The 18,166-nt window shown below is 71.7% G+C and carries 16 protein-coding genes and 1 pseudogene; 5 read left to right on the top strand and 12 right to left on the bottom strand.

Annotated elements, in window-relative coordinates; all coding sequences use genetic code 11:
- Positions 1-9 precede the first annotated feature (9 nt).
- Entirely contained in the window at positions 10-924 is a 915-nt protein-coding gene (locus tag ACZ7JZ_RS14535; RefSeq protein WP_470938154.1) for a sugar phosphate isomerase/epimerase family protein, read from the bottom strand.
- A gap of 126 nt (positions 925-1,050) precedes the next feature.
- On the opposite strand from ACZ7JZ_RS14535, the gene iolC reads away from it, so the two are divergent.
- Genes iolC through ACZ7JZ_RS14515 form a run of 4 tightly spaced genes read left to right on the top strand, consistent with a single transcriptional unit; the run spans position 1,051 to position 6,188 of the window.
- The gene (gene iolC / locus ACZ7JZ_RS14530) at positions 1,051-1,974 is read left to right on the top strand and encodes a 5-dehydro-2-deoxygluconokinase (RefSeq protein WP_470938665.1); all 924 of its coding nucleotides are present in this window, start codon (positions 1,051-1,053) and stop codon (positions 1,972-1,974) included.
- Positions 1,965-2,807 (top strand): 5-deoxy-glucuronate isomerase, encoded by an 843-nt coding sequence (gene iolB / locus ACZ7JZ_RS14525; protein ID WP_470938151.1) that lies wholly within the window; start codon positions 1,965-1,967, stop codon positions 2,805-2,807. The genes iolC and iolB overlap by 10 nt, the downstream gene beginning before the upstream one ends.
- The gene (iolD, locus tag ACZ7JZ_RS14520) at positions 2,804-4,678 is read left to right on the top strand and encodes a 3D-(3,5/4)-trihydroxycyclohexane-1,2-dione acylhydrolase (decyclizing) (RefSeq protein WP_470938148.1); all 1,875 of its coding nucleotides are present in this window, start codon (positions 2,804-2,806) and stop codon (positions 4,676-4,678) included. The genes iolB and iolD overlap by 4 nt, the downstream gene beginning before the upstream one ends.
- A gap of 10 nt (positions 4,679-4,688) precedes the next feature.
- Positions 4,689-6,188 (top strand): CoA-acylating methylmalonate-semialdehyde dehydrogenase, encoded by a 1,500-nt coding sequence (locus ACZ7JZ_RS14515; RefSeq protein WP_470938144.1) that lies wholly within the window; start codon positions 4,689-4,691, stop codon positions 6,186-6,188.
- A gap of 86 nt (positions 6,189-6,274) precedes the next feature.
- On the opposite strand, the gene ACZ7JZ_RS14510 is transcribed toward ACZ7JZ_RS14515, so the two are convergent.
- The 5 genes from ACZ7JZ_RS14510 to ACZ7JZ_RS14490 all read right to left on the bottom strand — a co-directional run bounded on the left by ACZ7JZ_RS14510 (position 6,275) and on the right by ACZ7JZ_RS14490 (position 11,524).
- A complete protein-coding gene (locus ACZ7JZ_RS14510) occupies positions 6,275-7,609 on the bottom strand; it encodes a hypothetical protein (RefSeq protein WP_470938141.1) in 1,335 nt (444 codons plus the stop codon).
- 62 nt (positions 7,610-7,671) lie between these two features.
- Entirely contained in the window at positions 7,672-8,709 is a 1,038-nt protein-coding gene (locus tag ACZ7JZ_RS14505; protein WP_470938138.1) for a WxL protein peptidoglycan domain-containing protein, read from the bottom strand.
- A gap of 101 nt (positions 8,710-8,810) precedes the next feature.
- On the bottom strand, positions 8,811-10,028 hold the full coding sequence (locus tag ACZ7JZ_RS14500; RefSeq protein WP_470938135.1) for a WxL domain-containing protein: 1,218 nt from the start codon (positions 10,026-10,028) through the stop codon (positions 8,811-8,813).
- Between the two features lie 276 nt (positions 10,029-10,304).
- Positions 10,305-10,727 carry a GNAT family N-acetyltransferase gene (locus ACZ7JZ_RS14495; protein WP_470938132.1) on the bottom strand — a complete coding sequence of 141 codons (423 nt, stop codon included), beginning with the start codon at positions 10,725-10,727 and terminating at the stop codon, positions 10,305-10,307.
- Positions 10,688-11,524 carry a 4'-phosphopantetheinyl transferase family protein gene (locus tag ACZ7JZ_RS14490; RefSeq protein WP_470938129.1) on the bottom strand — a complete coding sequence of 279 codons (837 nt, stop codon included), beginning with the start codon at positions 11,522-11,524 and terminating at the stop codon, positions 10,688-10,690. Before ACZ7JZ_RS14490 ends, ACZ7JZ_RS14495 begins: the two co-directional genes overlap by 40 nt.
- Positions 11,525-11,597: 73 nt before the next feature.
- Between ACZ7JZ_RS14490 and ACZ7JZ_RS14485 the strand changes: the two genes are divergently transcribed.
- Positions 11,598-12,056: a GNAT family N-acetyltransferase gene (locus ACZ7JZ_RS14485; RefSeq protein ID WP_470938126.1), complete on the top strand. Its 459-nt coding sequence runs from the start codon at positions 11,598-11,600 to the stop codon at positions 12,054-12,056.
- Between the two features lie 313 nt (positions 12,057-12,369).
- Here ACZ7JZ_RS14485 and ACZ7JZ_RS14480 read toward each other — a convergent pair whose 3' ends face one another.
- From ACZ7JZ_RS14480 to ACZ7JZ_RS14455, 6 genes and pseudogenes are all read right to left on the bottom strand, one after another.
- Positions 12,370-13,581, bottom strand: a complete 1,212-nt coding sequence (locus tag ACZ7JZ_RS14480) for an MrcB family domain-containing protein (RefSeq protein WP_470938123.1) — start codon at positions 13,579-13,581, stop codon at positions 12,370-12,372.
- A gap of 162 nt (positions 13,582-13,743) precedes the next feature.
- Entirely contained in the window at positions 13,744-14,361 is a 618-nt protein-coding gene (locus ACZ7JZ_RS14475) for a hypothetical protein (RefSeq protein WP_470938120.1), read from the bottom strand.
- 945 nt (positions 14,362-15,306) lie between these two features.
- The gene (locus ACZ7JZ_RS14470) at positions 15,307-15,759 is read right to left on the bottom strand and encodes a cytidine/deoxycytidylate deaminase family protein (RefSeq protein WP_470938117.1); all 453 of its coding nucleotides are present in this window, start codon (positions 15,757-15,759) and stop codon (positions 15,307-15,309) included.
- Entirely contained in the window at positions 15,756-16,439 is a 684-nt protein-coding gene (locus ACZ7JZ_RS14465; protein ID WP_470938114.1) for a RibD family protein, read from the bottom strand. The genes ACZ7JZ_RS14470 and ACZ7JZ_RS14465 overlap by 4 nt, the downstream gene beginning before the upstream one ends.
- Before the next feature lie 47 nt (positions 16,440-16,486).
- A complete protein-coding gene (locus ACZ7JZ_RS14460; protein ID WP_470938662.1) occupies positions 16,487-17,494 on the bottom strand; it encodes a DNA-binding protein in 1,008 nt (335 codons plus the stop codon).
- Between the two features lie 192 nt (positions 17,495-17,686).
- Positions 17,687-17,842 (bottom strand): annotated as a pseudogene (locus ACZ7JZ_RS14455) (helix-turn-helix domain-containing protein); the annotation flags it as partial.
- Between the last annotated feature and the right edge of the window lie 324 nt (positions 17,843-18,166).

Below are 18,166 nucleotides of genomic sequence, written 5' to 3'. Positions count from 1 at the left end.
CGCCGCCCGTCAGCTCAGGCCACAGGAGCGAAGATAGGCGCGGGTCCGCCGGGCCACGGGCAGGGGGCGCTCGGGCGGGCAGGGGTACATGTCCTGCTCGACGATCGCGAAGAGCTCCCGCCCCAGCCGCTGCGCCGCCTCCAGTACGGGGCCCAGCTCGGGCACCCCCGCCGGCGGCTCGCACATCACGCCGCGGGCCACCGCCGGGCCGAACGGCAGCCCCTCCGCCGCCACCTCGGCCAGGATCCGCGGGTCCACCTGCTTGAGGTGCAGGTAGCCGATGCGCTCCCCGAAGGACTCGATCAGCTCCACGCTGTCGCCCCCGCAGTAGGCGTAGTGGCCGGTGTCCAGGCACAGCGACACCAGGTCGGGATCGGTGGCGTCCAGGAAGCGGGCCACGTTCTCCGGGGTGTCGACGTGGGTGTCCGCGTGCGGGTGCACCGCGATCCGCAGCCCGTACCGGTCCTGCACCTCGCGGCCCAGCCGCCCGGTCTGCTCCGCCAGGTCGCGCCACTGCGCCGCCGTGAGCGTGCGGTCCTCCAGCAGCGCACCCGTCTTGTCGTCCCGCCAGAAGGAGGGGATCACCACCAGGTGGCCCGCGCCCGTGGCCCGGGTCAGCTCCGCGATCCGCGACACGTGCTCCCAGGTCTGCTCCCAGACCGCGGGTCCGTGATGGAGTCCGGTGAACACCGTCCCGGCCGAGACCTTCAGCCCGCGCTTCGCGGTCTCCTCCGCGAGCCGCACGGGATCCGTGGGCAGGTACCCGTACGGGCCGAGCTCGATCCACTCGTACCCGGCCTCGGCCACCTCGTCGAGGAAGCGCTCCCAGCCGGTCTGGAGCGGGTCCTCGGGGAACCACACCCCCCAGGAGTCCGGAGCCGAACCGAGTCGAATGCGGGTCAACGCGGGCGGGGAGGAGGTCATACGGCCACCTTAGGCGGGAAGGAACACGGACATGCGGACAAAGGAATCTCGGCTGAGGGAACGAAGAGCACACAGGGAGCGAAGGGGAGGACGGGCGTGACCGGGGAGGCGTTCGAGGTGGTCACCATGGGGCGGATCGGAGTGGACCTCTACCCGCTCGACACCGGGGTACCGCTCCCGCGCGCGGAAACCTTCGGGAAGTTCCTCGGCGGCTCGCCGGCGAACGTGGCCGTGGCCGCCGCCCGGCTCGGGCGGCGCACCGCCGTGGTCACCCGTACCGGCGCCGACCCCTTCGGCACGTACCTGCGCGAGGAGCTGCGCCGCTTCGGGGTGGACGACCGCTGGGTCGCCGAGGTGCCCGAGTACCCCACCCCCGTCACCTTCTGCGAGATCTTCCCGCCCGACGACTTCCCGCTGTACTTCTACCGCTTCCCCAAGGCCCCCGACCTGGAGATCCGCGCCGGGGACCTGGACCTGGAGGCCCTGCGCGCCGCCCGCGTGTTCTGGATGACCGGCACGGGGCTCAGCGCCGAGCCCAGCCGCAGCGCCACCCTGGCCGCGCTGGAGGCCCGCGGCCGCTCCGCCGTCACCGTCTTCGACCTCGACTGGCGGCCCGTGCTCTGGCAGGACGGCCCCGACGGGGCCGGGGAGCACTACGCCCGTGCCCTGGCGCTCGCGACGGTCGCCGTGGGCAACGCGCAGGAGTGCGAGCTCGCCACCGGCGAGAAGGACCCGCAGGCGGCCGCCGCGGCCCTGCTCGCCGCCGGGGTCGAGCTCGCCGTGGTCAAACTCGGCCCCGAGGGCGTCCTCGCCGTCCACCGCGACGGTACCGCGGCACAGGTGCCGCCCGTCCCCGTCGAGGTGGTCAACGGCCTCGGCGCCGGCGACGCCTTCGGCGGGGCCCTGTGCCACGGCCTGCTCTCCGGCTGGCCCCTGGAGCGCACCCTCCGGTACGCGAACGCCGCCGGGGCCCTCGTCGCCTCCCGCCTCGCCTGCTCCAGCGCCATGCCCCACCCCGCCGAGATCGAGGAGGTGCTCTCGTGCCGGTGACCTCCGAACACGGCCTGGAGCGGACCCGGCTGCGGATCCTGGACCTGGCCCCCGGGGAGACGTACGGCTTCGCCACCGGCGACTGCGAGTGGACCGTGCTGCCCCTCGCCGGATCCTGCACCGTCCGCGCGGCGGGCGATGCCGGGACGCGGACCGCGGAGTTCGCGCTGCACGGCCGCACCGGGGTCTTCGACGCCGCCAGCGACTTCGCGTACCTGCCCCGGGACGCCCGGGCCGCCGTCCACAGCGCCGCCGGCGGGCGCTTCGCCCTCGCCGGCGCCCGCTGCGAGCGCGCCCTGCCCGCCCGGTACGGGCCCGCGGCCGGGGTCCCCGTCGAACTGCGCGGCAGCGGCAGCTGCTCCCGCCAGGTCAACAACTTCGCCGCCGCCGGGGTCTTCGACTGCGACCGCCTGATCGCCGTCGAGGTCCTCACCCCCGGCGGGAACTGGTCCTCGTACCCCCCGCACAAGCACGACGAGCACCACCCCGGCGAGGAGTCCGAGCTGGAGGAGATCTACTACTACGAGATCGCCCCGCACGGGGACACCCCCGGAGTCGGCTACCAGCGGGTGAGCCCCTCGCCGCAGGGGAGGACCGACGTGCTCGCCGAGGTCCGCACCGGCGACGCCGTCCTGATCCCCGACGGCTGGCACGGCCCCTCCATCGCCGCCCCCGGGCACCCCATGTACTACCTCAACGTGATGGCCGGCCCCGGACCCGACCGCGCCTGGCTCATCCGCGACCATCCCGACCACGCCTGGATCCGCAGCACCTGGCCCGGCCAGCCCGTGGACCCGCGCCTGCCCTTCTACCCCGCGGAGGCCCCCCGGTGACCGCCCCCCGCACCCGCAGGCTCACCGTCGCCCAGGCCCTCGTGGCCTTCCTCGCGCGCCAGTACACCGACCGCGACGGCCGCCGCTCCCGCCTGATCGCCGCCACCTGGGGCATCTTCGGCCACGGCAACGTCGCCGGCATCGGCCAGGCCCTCCTGGAGACCGGCCCCGCCGCCATGCCCTTCCTCCAGGGCCGCAACGAGCAGGCCATGGTCCACGCCGCCGTCGGGTACGCCCGCCACCGCGGCCGCCTCTCCGCCCACGCCGTCACCACCTCCATCGGACCGGGCGCCACCAACCTCGTCACCGGCGCCGCGCTCGCCACGGTCAACCGGCTGCCCGTCCTCCTCCTGCCCGGGGACACCTTCGCCACCCGGCCCGCCGACCCGGTCCTCCAGCAGCTGGAGGCCCCCGGTGCCGGCGACCTGTCCGTCAACGACACCCTGCGCCCCGTCTCCCGCTACTTCGACCGGATCACCCGCCCCGAGGCCCTGGTCCCCGCCGCCCTCCAGGCCATGCGGGTGCTCACCGACCCCGTACAGACCGGGGCGGTCACGCTCGCCCTCCCGCAGGACGTCCAGACCCAGGCGTACGACTGGCCCGAGGAGTTCTTCGCCGAGCGGGTCTGGACCGTGCGCCGCGCCCGCCCCGACCGCGCCGAACTGGCAGCGGCCGTCCGGGCCGTCCGCGCGGCCCGGCGGCCCCTGATCATCGCGGGCGGCGGCATCCGGCACAGCGCGGCCGAGGCCTCCCTGCGGGCCCTCGCCGAGGCCACCGGCATCCCCGTGGCCTGTACGCAGGCCGGCAAGGGCGCCCTGCGGTACGACCACCCCGCCGAGGTCGGCGCCGTCGGCCACACCGGCACCGCCCCCGCGAACGACCTCGCGCGCGAAGCCGACCTGGTGATCGCCGCGGGCACCCGGCTGACCGATTTCACCACCGCCTCCGCCACCCTGTTCCAGGACCCCGCAGTCCGCTTCCTCGGGCTCAACGCCGACCCGTACGACGCCCACAAGCTCGCCGCGCTGCCCCTCGTCGCCGACGCCCGCGAGGGCCTCGACGCCCTCCGCGAGGGCCTCGCCGGGTTCCGGGTCCCGGAGCCGTACGAGCAGGCGTACCAGCGGGGGAAGCGGGCCTGGGAGGCCCTGGTCGACCAGGCCTTCGCCGCCCCCGACCCGCAGGCCCGCCCCACCCAGGCCCAGGTGCTCGGCGCCCTCGACGCCCTCGCCGGAGACGAGGACGTGCTCGTCAACGCCGCCGGATCGCTCCCGGGCGACCTCCACCGCCTGTGGCGGGCCCGCTCCCCGCTCCAGTACCACGTCGAATACGGCTACTCCTGCATGGGGTACGAGATCCCCGCCGCCCTCGGCGTGGCCCTCGCCGAGCCCGGCCGCCCGGTCTGGGCCCTGGTCGGCGACGGCTCGTACCTGATGAACCCGACCGAGATCGTCACCGCCGTGCAGGAGCGGATCCCCCTCAAACTGGTGATTCTCGACAACGGCGGCTACGCCTCCATCGGAGGCCTCTCGGAGGCCGTGGGCGCGGAGCGGCTGGGTACGGACTTCCGCTATCCCGCGGCCCCCGGCGGCGCCCCGCCCGTGGACCTGGCGGCCAACGCCGCCTCCCTCGGAATGACCGTCCACCGCGTCCGCACCGTCGGTGACCTGCGAGAAGCCCTGGCCAAAGCCCGGCAGGCGGACCGGCCCACATGTGTCTACGCGGAGACCGAAACGGCCGACACAGTGTCGGGCCCGCCCCCCGCACAGGCGTGGTGGGATGTGCCTGTGGCCGAGACCGCCACCCGCATCCCCGCGGTCAAGGCCCGCGAAGAGTACGACCGGCAAGCCGCAGCGCGACGTCGCCATCTGTGAAGGAGTAGTCATGAAGACCGTCAACCACTGGATCGGTGGAAAGACCGTCGAGGGCGCGTCGGGCAACTACGGCCCGGTCACCGACCCGGCCACGGGCCAGGTCACCACCCGCGTCGCCCTCGCCTCCGCCGAGGAGGTCGACGCCGCGGTGCAGACCGCCCGCGAGGCCTTCCAGACCTGGGGCCAGTCCTCCCTGGCCGCCCGCACCAAGGTCCTCTTCGCCTACCGCGCCCTCCTGGACGCCAACCGCGACGCCATCGCCGAGCTGATCACCGCCGAGCACGGCAAGGTCCACTCCGACGCGCTGGGCGAGGTCGCCCGCGGCCTGGAGATCGTCGAGCTGGCCTGCGGGATCACCACCCAGCTCAAGGGCGAGCTGTCCACGTCCGTCTCCAGCCGCGTGGACGTGGCCGCGATCCGCCAGCCCCTCGGCGTCGTCGCCGGCATCACGCCCTTCAACTTCCCGGCCATGGTGCCGATGTGGATGTTCCCGCTGGCCGTCGCCTGCGGCAACACCTTCATCCTCAAGCCCAGCGAGAAGGACCCCTCGGCCGCCAACAAGCTCGCCGAGCTGGCCACCCGGGCCGGCCTGCCCGACGGCGTGCTGAACGTGCTGCACGGCGACAAGACCGCCGTCGACGCCCTCCTCGCCCACCCGGACGTGGCCGCCGTCTCCTTCGTCGGCTCCACCCCGATCGCCCGGCACATCCACACCACCGCCGCCGCCAACGGCAAGCGCGTCCAGGCCCTCGGCGGCGCGAAGAACCACATGCTGGTCCTGCCCGACGCCGACCTCGACGCCGCCGCCGACGCCGCCGTCTCCGCCGCCTACGGCTCCGCGGGCGAGCGCTGCATGGCCATCTCCGCCGTGGTCGCCGTCGGCTCCATCGGCGACGAGCTCGTCCAGAAGATCCGCGAGCGCGCCGAGAAGATCAAGATCGGCCCCGGCAACGACCCGTCCTCCGAGATGGGCCCGCTGATCACCAAGGTCCACCGCGACAAGGTCGCCTCCTACGTCCACGGCGCCGCCGAGCAGGGCGCGGACGTGGTCCTCGACGGCACCGGCTACACGGTCGAGGGCTTCGAGGAGGGCCACTGGATCGGCCTCTCGCTCCTCGACCACGTCAAGACCGACTCCGACGCCTACCGCGACGAGATCTTCGGCCCGGTCCTGTGCGTGCTGCGCGCCGAGACCTACGAGGAGGGCGTCGCCCTCATCAACGCCTCGCCGTTCGGCAACGGCACCGCGATCTTCACCCGCGACGGCGGCGCCGCCCGCCGCTTCCAGCTGGAGATCCAGGCCGGCATGGTCGGCGTCAACGTGCCGATCCCGGTGCCGGTGGGCTACCACTCCTTCGGCGGCTGGAAGGACTCGCTCTTCGGCGACCACCACATCTACGGCAACGACGGCATCCACTTCTACACCCGCGGCAAGGTCGTCACGACCCGCTGGCCCGACCCCTCCGAGGCCCCGGCCGGAGTCGACCTCGGCTTCCCGCGCAACCACTGACCGGAACCGTTCCGCCGGACAGCGCGCCCCCGCCCCTCACGCGGGGGCGCGCCCCGTTTCAGCCGCCGGGGCCCCGCGGCCGCAGGTCACGGGGCGAGCAGCGGCCACACGTCCCGGTGCGCCGTCCGGCCCCAGACCGCGTCCCCGTGCCCGTACCCCGGCACGACCGCGTACGACACCCGCCGGTTCCCGCCCGCGCGGATCAGCTCCGCGCCCTGCGGCCGGTCCCCGCGCCCCAGCTCGGCGTTGACCCAGACCACCTCGGCCCGGATCCGCTCCCAGGCGATCCGGTACGTGGCCTCGTCCCCGGCCCACACCGCCGCCAGGTCCCGCATCAGGGCCACCGGCACCAGCCCGCTGCCCAGCGCCGAGACCGCCGTGTGCCAGGCGGCCATCGGGGTGTGGTCCAGGGCGTACCGGTCCGCGGCCGGGCCGTCGCCGAACTCGAAGCGGCCGGCGCCGTGCCCGCGCGTGTAGATCCACTGGGCGGGACCGGGCAGCTCGCTGCTGCGGACCAGCGCGAAATGGGCCAGCCCCGCGTGCGTGAACCGCGTCGCCGGGTCCACGGGCCGCGGTACCGGCGAGGTGCCCTCCGGATCGGCCACGGCCCGCCCGACCATCCCGGCCAGCCCCGGGTCGTGCGCGTACACCCCCTGCCGCAGCTGGGCCTGGTACGCGTCCCGGGTGCGGGCCGCCCGTACGGCCAGCTCGCCCGCGTACGGACCCGTCGTGTCGAGCACCGCCACCCGCCGCAGCCGCGGGGAGTCGTCCGAAGCAGCCGCGTCCAGGGCCAGCGCCGCCCCGGCGGAGTGCCCCAGGTACGCGTACGGCAGCCGCAGGACCGGGTCCAGGGCGCGCACCACCCGGCGCAGGTCGCGGCGGTGGGCGGCGAGCCCGCGGTCCGCGGTGACCTGCGCGGCCCGCGCCGCGTCCTCGCGCGGGGTCACCCCGATGACCAGCTGGCCGCGGGCCCGCAGGTGGTGGGCGAGGTTGGGCCCGTCCGGGGTGAAGAACCCGGCGGCGAAGTTCAGCCCGGCGCCCGGCAGCAGGTACGTGATCCCGCCCGGCAGCCGGGCCGTGTCCGCGACCACGTCGACGGTCAGGGGCGCCGGGCCGCCCTCGGAGACCGCGAAGGAGGCCCGTACCCAGTCCCCGCCGCGGGTCACGGCGGCCGGGCGGCAGCCCAGGGCCCGGGCGATCCGCGGGAGCAGCGCCGGGCCGTCCCCGCCCGCCTCCCCGCCCGTACGGGCTCCGCCGCCGTACGCGGCCGGCCGGTCCGCCGCCACCTGCGGTGCCGCCGGGTGCCGCGAGGTCTGCGGCTGTCCCGCCGCGTGCCGGTCCGCTGCCGGCCGTCCCGCATCCGGCCGTCCCGCTTCCGGCCCCTCCGCCGCCTGCCGCTCCGTCGCGCGCTGTGCCGTCAACTGGTGCCTCCCCGTGGGCCGGTGACGGCGGGGCCGCCGCCAGGGGGAACCACCATCGCGGGTCAGCGGGCCTGCGCCAAGTCCCGTTCCGGCGCGGTGGCCGCGGCCGGATCCCGCCGCCTGCGCCTGCGGACGGCCCGCGCGGCCGCGGCGGCGCCGAGCAGGACCAGCAGCACCCCGAGGGCGGCCCACGGGACGGCCAGGAAGCCCGTCCGGCCGGTCTCCCTCAGGTCGGGATAGGCGGCCGCGCTGGCCGTGACCTCGACCGACACGCGGTCCAGCTGGGGTGCCGCGGGCCAGGGCTCGGTGAGTTCGACGCGCTGGCCGGGCAGCAGCACCAGCCGCAGGTCCTTCGTACCGCGGTCCAGCACGCGCCGCCCGAAGAGGCCCTCGGCCCGTACCGAGACCTCGGGGGAGAGCACCACGTTCCCGCGGTTGACCAGGGTGTACGAGACGGTGGCGCGGGCCGGCCGGGTCCACGGCAGCAGCGGCGCGCCGCGGGTGACGCGGACCTCCTCGACGCCGAGCGCCGGGGTGACGGGGCCCGGGACGCGGAAGTAGAGCCGGGCGCCGACCGAGCGGCGGACGCCGACCTGGACCTTCCCGTCCTTCTTGACGCCCTCGACCGCGGTGTTGAGGGCGACGATCCCGCCGACGTGGTCCCCGGGGGCCGCGTCCTCGGGGACCTTGACGGTGAAGGGGATGTCCTTGCGGCCCTTGGCGGGCACGGTGACCGTGCCGCCGGCCACCTCCGCGGGCAGCCCGACCCAGGTGCCGAGGGCGCGGGGCCGGGTCTCCACCGGCAGCAGCGCGAAGGCGCCGCCGACCGGGGTGTTGACGGCGTCGGTGGCGAAGACCCTGAAGGTGAGGGCGCGGGCGGAGGTGTTGGAGAGCGTCACGCTGTCGGTGACGGTCGAGCCGGCCGCCCCGGTGTGGAAGAAGTACGCGCGGTCGGTCGCCGCCCGGCCCGCGGCGGGGGTCGGGAAGACCCCCCAGGTGCCGTTGTCGGCGGCGGCCGCGCCGGTGGGGGCGGCGAGTGTTCCGGCGGACAGGAGGGCCCCGAGCAGGAGGCCGTACAGGGAGGTGCGGGTGCGTCGCATGGCGCGTTCTCCAGACGGGGCTGCGGTGCGGACGGCCGGAGGCGGTGCGGGGCCGGGGCCCCGCACCGCCCGGGTGGGTCAGGCGGCCGGGAGGCCGCGGATCAGGCGACCGAGAAGGTCACGACCGACTGGTAGGTGTCGGCGAACATGAACGCGGGCAGCTGGATCATCGCCCCGCCGCCGACAGCGAACTCGCCGCCGGTCAGCTCGTCCCCGCCGGCCGCGGCCGAGGCCACCTTGAGCGGGGTGTCGGTGATGGCCCCGGGCGCACCGGCGGAGCAGGCGCTCGGGCTGTCCGGGTTGGTGACGGTGCAGACCGGCTGGATGCCGAGCTGGGCCGTCGCCATGGCGTGTCCGGTGGCGGTGTTCAGGAACGGCGTACGGGTGACCGTGAGGTCCCACCCGAGGGTGCCGCCGCGGAAGTCCTGGACGGTGGCCGCGTTGAACTGGCCGACCACGGACTGCTTCTTGCCGTTGATGGTCACGGACCCGAAGTCCAGCGCCGGCAGTCCGGCGGTCGGGCCGAGCGCCAGCGGACCCGCGAGGACCTCGATGTCGACCGGGTGCGGGACGCCCTCGGCCGGCTGGACCCAGTTGAAGGGCCGGCCCTCGGTGGCCCCGATGCGGACCCGGTCGGCCTTCTTGGTGAGGGTCAGCGAACAGCTCGCCGCCCCGTTCGCGTCGGCCGTGCCGGTGCCCGCGTCACCGGTGGGGGCGCCGGAGAGCAGGGCCTCACAGGTCACCGCGCCGGCCGGGAAGTTGGCGCCGGTGGCGGTGACGGCGGTGTTCGGGCCGCCGCTGTTGGGCGTGAGCCGCGTCGTCACCGGGTCCTTGGGCAGGGCCTCGACCGCGATGGTGGCGATCGGGGCGCTGGGCCGCGGCTGCGGCAGACAGGTGGTGGTGAAGACGGAGCCGCTCAGGTCGGCGTCGGTGACCGCGCTGTCGAGGAGGATCGGCAGCGTGACCCCCTCGCTGCCGTCGGGGACGGTGACGAACCCGCTGAAGGACGAGGGGTCGAGCGGCTGGCCCGGTACGACGGTGACCTGCTCGGGCGGGCTGGTGACCACCTGGGTGGTGCCGCCGACCTTCAGGGTGACCTTCGTGACGTTCGTGGTGGTCACGGCGAAGCTGGGGATCAGCGGGCTGGGACCGGGGTCGATGGTGATCGGGACCACGTCGCCGGCCTTGGCGGTGTCGGGCACGGTGACGGTGTAGTTCTGGTTGCCCTGGCCGTCAGGCTGGGGGGCCGGCGCGTCGCACACCGAGAACACGGGGGTGGTCTTCGTCGCGGCCTGCGCCGTGCCCGCCAGGCCCACCACGCCACCCGTCAGCGCCAGGGAGACGGCTCCCGCCCCGGCAAGGATTCTTCGTCGGTAACTCGTACTCACTGGGTCGCGACTCCTTCGTCATGCGAACCCTCCCCCCACCCGCTGTGTGGGGGAGGCCGAGCCGGTGCGGTGGCCGACATTGACGCGTCGCGCCCATGAGAAGTCAATGACTTCCAGGGCCGGGAAGCGGACAGAAATTGATGTCCCATCAGGCCGGGGCCCGCGCCGGGACCCGGGCCGGGGCTCGGGCCCGGCTCGGGCCGGGGCTCAGGCCGGGCCGGGCCCGAAGGTCCAGCCGCGCATGGCGAAGACCCCCTCGTCCCCGGCCCCGGCGGCGGCGTACGTGGCCAGGGCGGGTCCGTTGTCGGTGTCGACCCCCACCCACATGCCGTAGCAGCCGCGCCCGCGGGCCTCCTGCGCGAGGGCTTCGGACAGGGCCCGGCCGATCCCCCGGCGCCGGTGGTTCTCGGCCACCGAGAGCTCGTACAGGCACATCTCGGTGCCCTTGTCGGGATGGCTCATTTCCACCCCCGAGACCATGCCGGCGGGGGCGCCGTCCACGTAGGCGATGAGCATCAGGTGGCCGGGGGAGGCGAGGAAGCGGGCGGCCCACCCGGGGCGCACCGGCCCGTCGAAAAGCTCCTCGGCGGCTACGAGTTCGGCGACGGTCGTCGCGCGTCGGATCTCCATGGCGGCACGCTAGACCGTCCAGCCGTGCGGGGCAGCCGCCCCCGCGGTTCTGAGGCGGTGCCGGTGCCCGCCGGCGGGTCGGCCAGGGCCAGGGCGGCGGTGAACCCGGGCGGGGCGGGCACGTCGCGGACGCTCCAGCCGGGGGTGGGCGCGGGCGCGGCGGCCGAGCCCACGTACGGCTCCGCGAGCCCGAAGCCCAGCCCGGTGCCCGTGCCCTTCAGATAGGCCTCCTTGCGGGACCAGATCCGGGCCAGGGCGGGGATGCGGGCGGGTTCGGGGAGGGCGAGCAGCTCGGCCGTCTCGCGGGGGTGCAGGGTGTGCAGCAGGTCGGTGACCACCGCGGGCCCCGGTACCGCCTCCACGTCCACACCCACGCACCGGGCGGAGAACGCCATCAGGGCCACGTCCTCGCTGTGCGAGAGCGAGAAGTGCAGCTGCCCGCCCGGGTCTGCGGAACCGGCGGGTCCGTGCGGGGCGAGGGCGGGGCGCCCGTGGGGCCCGCCGCAGCAGGGGCACTCCTCCCGTACGAACTCCACCCGCTCCGGCGGCACGCGCAGGTATCCGCCGAGCAGCACCCGCAGGCCCACGTGCGCGGCGAGGTACCGGTGCCGGTCGGCGGGCCGTACGAACCGGGACGCGCGGGCCCGCTCCGCCTCGTCGAGCAGCCCGTCCGCGTCCCCGACGGCGTACCCGCCCACGGTCCGGCGGTCGGTGGCCAGCCGCCACACCGCCACGGCGCCGCCCGTGGGCCGCTGCCCGGTGTCCGGCGTGCTCGCGTCCAGCTCGTGGGTCCCCATCCGACGAGGATAAGAGGCGGCCCGAAGTGCAGTTCAGGCACCCTGATCCGGCCTCAGGCCATAGATTGGCGCGATGAAGATTGCAGTCGACGACCTGTCGGGCCCCGAGATCGCCGCGTTCCTGGCCGAGCACGTCAGTGAGATGCGGTCCATCACCCCGCCGGAGAGCAAGCACGCCCTGGACCTGGACGGCCTGCGCCGGTACGACGTCACCTTCTGGACGGTGACGGACGACGACGGCACGATCGTCGGCTGCGGCGCCCTGAAGTGGCTGGACGCGGAACACGCCGAGATCAAGTCGATGCGCACGGCCGCCGCCCGCAAGCGCTCGGGCGTGGCGTCCCTCCTCCTCGACCACCTGATCGGCGAGGCCCGCCGCATGGGCTACACCCGACTGAGCCTGGAGACCGGCTCCGCCGACTTCTTCGCCCCGGCCCGTGCCCTGTACACCAAATTCGGCTTCGAACCCTGCCCCCCCTTCGCCACGTACAAGCCGGACCCCCTGAGCACCTTCCTCACCCGCACCCTCTGAACCCGCGGGCGGCAGCCCCTTGGACGCGAACCGGGCACGCACGCGCCGCGCCTGAAGCCGACCAGGGGGCCAAGCACTTGGCCAACCTGCGCCGCACAGGCGGCGAGACACGCAAAAGGCCAGCGTTTCCGCTGGCCAGAAAGTGATGGTGCCCCCGGCAGGACTCGAACCTGCGGCCAAGTGCTTAGAAGAGACTCGACCATAATTGCTCTCCTGGTCTTCTGACCTGCCTGTTCGTTACCGACGGGGGCCCATCACCTGATCACGTCCCGTGTATCCACCGGAGCGACTGATTCCGGAGGGGGATGAACTATTACGCGCCCGTCGGGGGCTGGGGCGCTGGCGAGGACTGACGGGATCCCTTCTCGAGGACGTTGAGCCCGGTCTGAACCTCTGCTCGGTCATCTCGACCGACGGCTGTGCGGTACGCGAATGAGATGACGGTGAGATCTCCGTCGGCAATCTCCCAAGGTGACGTGCAGTGGAGAGTCCCTCCGGTGGCGGCTGGCTCTTCTCCAGAACGGTCGAGATGGATGGAGTGCACGACCACCAGGGCGTTGTCCGGGTAGTACTTGCGCTGCTTTTCAACCTCGGCTCGTGTCAGGATCACGTCGGTGCCTGCGGACGTCGTCCCCTTCACCTCGACGTGCAGCCGCTCGTCTCCCCGCTTGAGCAAGAGGTCGAAGGACTCCCGCGCTCCGACGTCCTGGACCTTCCATCCCTGTGTCGCGAAGAAATCGGTCGCGACGTTCACGCTGCGGCGCTCGATGGCTTGTCGTTCCGCACTCGTGAGCCTGAAACCCTGCCCGGATCGACCGGGCCGAGAGGTACCCCGCCCGCGGCGACCAGCCGTAGCGGCAGCGCTCCGCTCCGCCTCCAAAACTTCAGGCGCAGGATCGCCAGGAATGTGCGGTGCAAGGCGCTCGGCTGCATAGACCGTGTGGAGCAGGCCCAGCATGAAGCGTAGGTCCGCCAGCAGGGCATCCTGCGCTGGCAGTGACTCGCGCGCGTACTCGATTGCCACGACGTTGCCCGGCTCGTATCCGCGACCCAACGGTGTGCGGGCGTCCAAACGGATCTCGTTGCACAGGTCGGCGCGAGTGGCCACCCGCTCTGCGAGGAGCGGCCGAGCCCATCCGACTCGGGCCCGGAGATCCTCAGTCCTACGCGCCTTGAAGTCGCCGCCGGTCCACACCGTCGTGCCCTGGTTCAGGGAGAGGTAGACGCGTTCCCCAGAGCCGCTGAACAGGTACACGACGTACCAACCAGTGGTGGCACTTGGCGACATTGTGGGGTCATAGACGCGAACCCACGGCACTTCCGTCTTGAGGCCCGTGCCATCGCGTCCTTCAACGCCGAGCGAGTCCTTCGCCACCCCCAGAGCATCGGCCAGGGATGCGGACTGCCCCCGCAGGAGGGCAGGTATCTCCTGACGGATGCAGACCCCGCGCTCCTGCATCTCCTTCGTATTGCTGGCCATCCACGTGCCTTGCAGGTCGAGAACCTTGCTCAAGAGATTGTCCACAGGCAGGAGCGTAGACCCCGCACCTGACATCACGATGGGAGAAGGCTGGTTGCTCGATGCCTCGCGGCCGCTGCGGATGCAGTTGTAGTACGGGGTTTCCGGCTGTCTTTGACCGCTGGAGGGCCATGGTGGCTCGCCCTCCGGCGAGCCCTTCAGGGGTGCCTAGCCTCTGCGGGGCAGTCGTGCTTGCGGCCAGTCTGCCCCAAGCAGTGAGTCAAGCTTCTCTGCATAGGCAAAGAGCAGGCGCGAATCTTCCTCAAGGTCTTCAAAGCTAGAGACGATGTTCGCGCCATCTTGCCTCCGGTGGAAGCGTGACCGCACGATGCCTACGCCATCCCAATCCCACCATGAGGCATGGACCACGTCATCTCGGCGCTGTTTAATCTTGTGATCCTCTCCCCACTTGAGAACTTCTGCCAGTTCTAGCGATCGAGGATGACTGCGACGCGACTGAGACGCCAACATCTTATGCAAATCAGACCAGGTCTTATCGACCAAGGAGAATCCCCCTTGGTCACCTTTATAGAGCAGGATAATCCGCTTCATTGACGATTCAATTTGCCCTCCCGCTACGACGATGGCACCAATCAGCCTATACAGGCGCTGTCGAAATTCGATGTCAGCCGCATCGGGGCCCCCGTGCCGGGACACCCTAAATGTGGAGATGTCAACCCTGCTGCGCGAGCTCGGCAAGGAGACATCCATTCTGAAGTTTTGGGCGCCATCAATTTGGACGTTCATCCGGTAAAAAGAGGTGGTGGAGGGTCGCTCATCTGGCATGTCGGGGACTTCCTTCAGGTCAGGATTGCAGAGCAATTGGCTCTAATGGTGAATTTCGCGGAGATCATCCGCGAGTTGACCTAAGGTTTCCAACCCAGATAGAAGGTGGCTCCGGCTGCGGCAACGCCTGCCACAAAGCTGATGGATCCAGCTGCGAAAAGGTTATTCCGTGTGGATGACTCTGTGCGATGCTCTCGTGGGAGAAGCGGAATTACGTCAGCTCTGCCGTCGATCAACTTGTTCATCAATGCAACTATGGACAGAAGTGCTGCGTACGAAGGTACAACTACGGCTAGGTTGTTGTAGGCGCCGACTAGCCAGAACATTCCTGCGAAACCGCCTATGGTAGTGACTACCGTCGCGATCTGCACGAATCGCCGATTTCTTGCGCCGAATGAGGCGCGAGGTTGAAGCATGCTGCTCACTGAGTTGACTAGATCGAGGGCTTCTTGGCTCTGTTCCGTCGTGCGCACTGTTGGCGAATTTCCAAGTTCTATGACAATCGCTGGTCGACTTGTTACAAGCCGTACGGTGCGTAGTTCCCGCTTATTGGCATCTCGCAGGTCGTCTACCTCTTCGGCGGTGGCGTCGCCAGCCTGGATGGCCACTGTCTCGGCATGCCTCTGCAGGAGCCTAGTTAGGTCCTCGACGTCGCTCAGGAAAAGCCGCATCTTGGGCAGGTTCTTGCGGTACTCGTGTGGCTGCGGGTTGGTCGCTGGCGGCACGTCGCGTCTTAGGGCGCACATTCTGGAATGCTAGGACACCGTCGTCTACGACGTAGCGACTTTGCCAAATCCCCGTAGCCTATGAAATCCCCAACGTAACGCCCTCAGGGCTGCCACTTCACAACGCCCGGACATCCCGGACAGCACTGTTCGTATCTGCCGCAGCTCTTCTTGCTGGTCAGTGACCTAACCGGACAGGTAGGACAGCTGGGGCTCGTTGCTACGGCAGGAGGTGGGCGTTGACTGCGCGGGCGCTCCGGGCGAGCTCGGGGCACTCGCTAACCTCGGCGCCGGACTCACGGAGCATTTCTACCCCTACGCAATCGGCTACCAGGAGGCTGGGCTCGCGCCAGGCGATGACGACGCGGCGGATCGGGGAGCGGAGGATCAGTTGCGTGCACGTCAGGGGGCGGGAGCGGCGCTCCGAGCACGGCTCCAGGGTGCTGTAGATCGTGGCCCCTGTGAGGCGGGGGTCGTCTGCGGGGAGCTTGGCTAGGGCGGATTCCTCGGCGTGGACGTGGGCGTCGGTTTCGCGGGAGTAGCCGTTGGCGAGTTCCTCACCGTCCGCACTGACGATGATGGCGCCCACCGAGAAGGCGCCTTCCGCCGGCGGGCACTTCCGGGAGAGCTCGATCGCGCGCAGCATCCAGGCCCGGTCGTCCAGCTTCGTCATGCGGGGCTCACCTGCTTGGGGAGGTAGCGGAGGAGTACGACGTCGCCGATCGTCCGGGTCTCCGCGAGGGTCATGCGGCGGCTGGAGCCGCCGGGGTAGCCGGCCGGGTTCAGGAAGCGGGGGGCTGCCGCGTCGCCGACCAGGAGCGGGGCGATCGCGAGGTGGATCTCGTCTGCCAGGCCCTGGGAGAGGAAGGCCGTGTGGATCTGGCCGCCGCCTTCCACCATCAGACGCTCGATGCCGCGGGCGCCGAGGTCGTCCAGCATGGCCCCGAAGTCGATGGTGGGGCCGGTCGAGACCACGTCCGCCAGGCCTGCGAGGCGCTCGCGGAGCTTCTCCTCGCCGGCGTCCGTCGTGTACGCCACCTTGTCGCCGCCGTGGTGCCAGAACTTCAGGTCCGGGTCGAGGTCGCCGCTCGCAGAGATGGTGACCTTCAAGGGGTACGGGGGCTTGCCTGCGGCGGCCCGTGCCGCGCGCCGCTCCTCGCTGTTGACGAGCAGCCGGGGATTGTCCGCCCGCATCGTGCCGGCCCCGATCAGGATCGCGTCCGACTCGGCCCGTACCTGGTCCACCCGGTCGAAGTCCTCGCTGTTGCTCAGCAGGAGCCGCGTGGTGCTGGTGTCGTCGATGTAGCCATCCACGGATGTGGCCACGCTCAGCAGTACGTACGGGCGGGGCATTTCGGGTCTCTCCTTCGGTTGCCGGTCGGTGCTGTGAGGGAGTCGCTTCAGGCCTGGTGAAGGACGGCTTCGGTCAGCGCTTCCTTGAAGTCGGCCACGCCAGGGACCGTACGCCATTGATCGAGGATTCCGTCGAGTTGGGCCAGCTCACGCGCGATGCGGTCCGAGCCCGTGCTCCGGGCAACGCCGAGGGCCTGCATCCCGATGGCGGCTGCGTGCTCCGCCTCGCCGGACCGGGCCAGGGCCACCGACTCGCGCCCGAGATAGACGCCTCGGTCGCGGTGGAAGCCCGCGGGGAGCCGGGTGATGGCGTCCCGGAAGCCCTCGGCCGCGCCGCGGTGGTCACCGAGCATGGAGAGGCTGTGGGCGCGCTGGACGTCGATGTACGCCGCGTCCAGCCAGACGCCCCAGGGTGAGGAAGGGTCCGGGTCCATGGTGGCGTGGAGTTCGCGGGCGTGCTCGTACGCTCGCTGCGCCGCCACGCGGTCCTTGCGGAGGGCGTGGCCGTGGGCGCCGTACGTCGCGGCAACGGCGGCGAGCCTGCTTTGCGGCGCCGCCCGGTCCTCGGCGGCCTCGGCCACGTCGACCGCCTCGATGGGGTCGTTCATGTCGCCGGCCAGCTGGCTGCGCCGGGCGAGGATGTACGTGGTGAGTTCGTCGTCCCCCGCCATGTGGGACGCCTCCAGGGCCTCCCGCATCCAGTGCTGTGCGGCCCTGAAGTCGCCGAGGTCCTGGTAGAGCCAGCCGCAGAGTTCCGAGTACTGGGTCTGGAGCTGGAGGAGCTGGCGCCGGTCGGTTCCGCGACGGTCCGCGCGCAGCGCCTTGATGGCGGCTACCTGCTCCTGAACTGCGGGTATCACCCGGTGGGGCCCGAACAGGTTGTCGTTGTCGATCAGGACCCGTCGCGTCGCCTGAAGCAGTTCGATGGGGCTGGCGCCGGACGCCACCATGTCGGTGTGGCGGGCGGTCGACGCCACGGCGGTGGACTCGGCGACCGCGGCGAGTGCCGCGCCGGCACCGAGCGCGCTTATGAGGGCCCTTCGGGAGAGGGACACGAAGATGATCCTTCCATCGTCAGCACGTACGGGGACGGAAAGTCCCTCGTCTGACGGTGCACTTGCGTCCGATGTGGCCACCAGGGCCGCCGGGGCGTTAGCCACATGGGGCCCCGGATTAGCCACATCCGCCCGGGGCAGGGTTTCCAGGCTGACGCCCTGGAGTATCGAGCCGTGCAGCCGGACCAGGGAGCCGCCGGCCCCCAGCGCATCGTCGTACGCGCGGACTAAATCCACGGATGCAGCCTGCCCGCCGCGCTCCACCCGAGCCATGTAGCTGGTGTTGAACAGGATCGTCTTGCCGAGCTTCCCCAGCGATAAGCCCCGCTGCGTGCGCCACGCACGCATTTCGGCGCCCAGGTAGTGCTGAGGGCTTGCGTGCGGTGTCAGTTCGTTCGGACGCTGCCCCACTTCGTCCCCCTCGATGCGGCCTATGTGGCCGCGTCCCGGCGGCCACATGGCAGGTCTGTCGGACGGCCAACCCCCCTGGCTACAAAGGATGCAGAGGGCGGGCAACAGCCTAGCGACGCAGCTCCAGGCCCTCCCGTCCGATGCGGAAGAAGGGGCAGGACTGTGACGATCACTCAGCCGATTCGAGCGGCTCCGGGGAGAGCGACCGCGGGCCGGCCGGGCCGGGGACGGTGCGCCGGGGGCTACTTCTGCTCCAAGCCC

Source organism: Streptomyces sp. NPDC038213, assembly GCF_055600495.1.
Note: the sequence above shows the minus strand (reverse complement) of the source record. Positions and strands in the feature narration are given on the sequence as shown.

Excerpts from the sequence above, each read along its gene's own strand:
- ACZ7JZ_RS14535 (WP_470938154.1), bottom strand. The coding sequence starts at position 924 with ATGACCTCCTCCCCGCCCGCGTTGACCCGCATTCGACTCGGTTCGGCT.
- iolC (WP_470938665.1), top strand. The coding sequence starts at position 1,051 with ATGGGGCGGATCGGAGTGGACCTCTACCCGCTCGACACCGGGGTACCG.
- ACZ7JZ_RS14515 (WP_470938144.1), top strand. The coding sequence starts at position 4,689 with ATGAAGACCGTCAACCACTGGATCGGTGGAAAGACCGTCGAGGGCGCG.
- ACZ7JZ_RS14505 (WP_470938138.1), bottom strand. The coding sequence starts at position 8,709 with ATGCGACGCACCCGCACCTCCCTGTACGGCCTCCTGCTCGGGGCCCTC.
- ACZ7JZ_RS14495 (WP_470938132.1), bottom strand. The coding sequence starts at position 10,727 with ATGGAGATCCGACGCGCGACGACCGTCGCCGAACTCGTAGCCGCCGAG.
- ACZ7JZ_RS14490 (WP_470938129.1), bottom strand. The coding sequence starts at position 11,524 with ATGGGGACCCACGAGCTGGACGCGAGCACGCCGGACACCGGGCAGCGG.
- ACZ7JZ_RS14485 (WP_470938126.1), top strand. The coding sequence starts at position 11,598 with ATGAAGATTGCAGTCGACGACCTGTCGGGCCCCGAGATCGCCGCGTTC.
- ACZ7JZ_RS14475 (WP_470938120.1), bottom strand. The coding sequence starts at position 14,361 with ATGCCAGATGAGCGACCCTCCACCACCTCTTTTTACCGGATGAACGTC.
- ACZ7JZ_RS14470 (WP_470938117.1), bottom strand. The coding sequence starts at position 15,759 with ATGACGAAGCTGGACGACCGGGCCTGGATGCTGCGCGCGATCGAGCTC.
- ACZ7JZ_RS14465 (WP_470938114.1), bottom strand. The coding sequence starts at position 16,439 with ATGCCCCGCCCGTACGTACTGCTGAGCGTGGCCACATCCGTGGATGGC.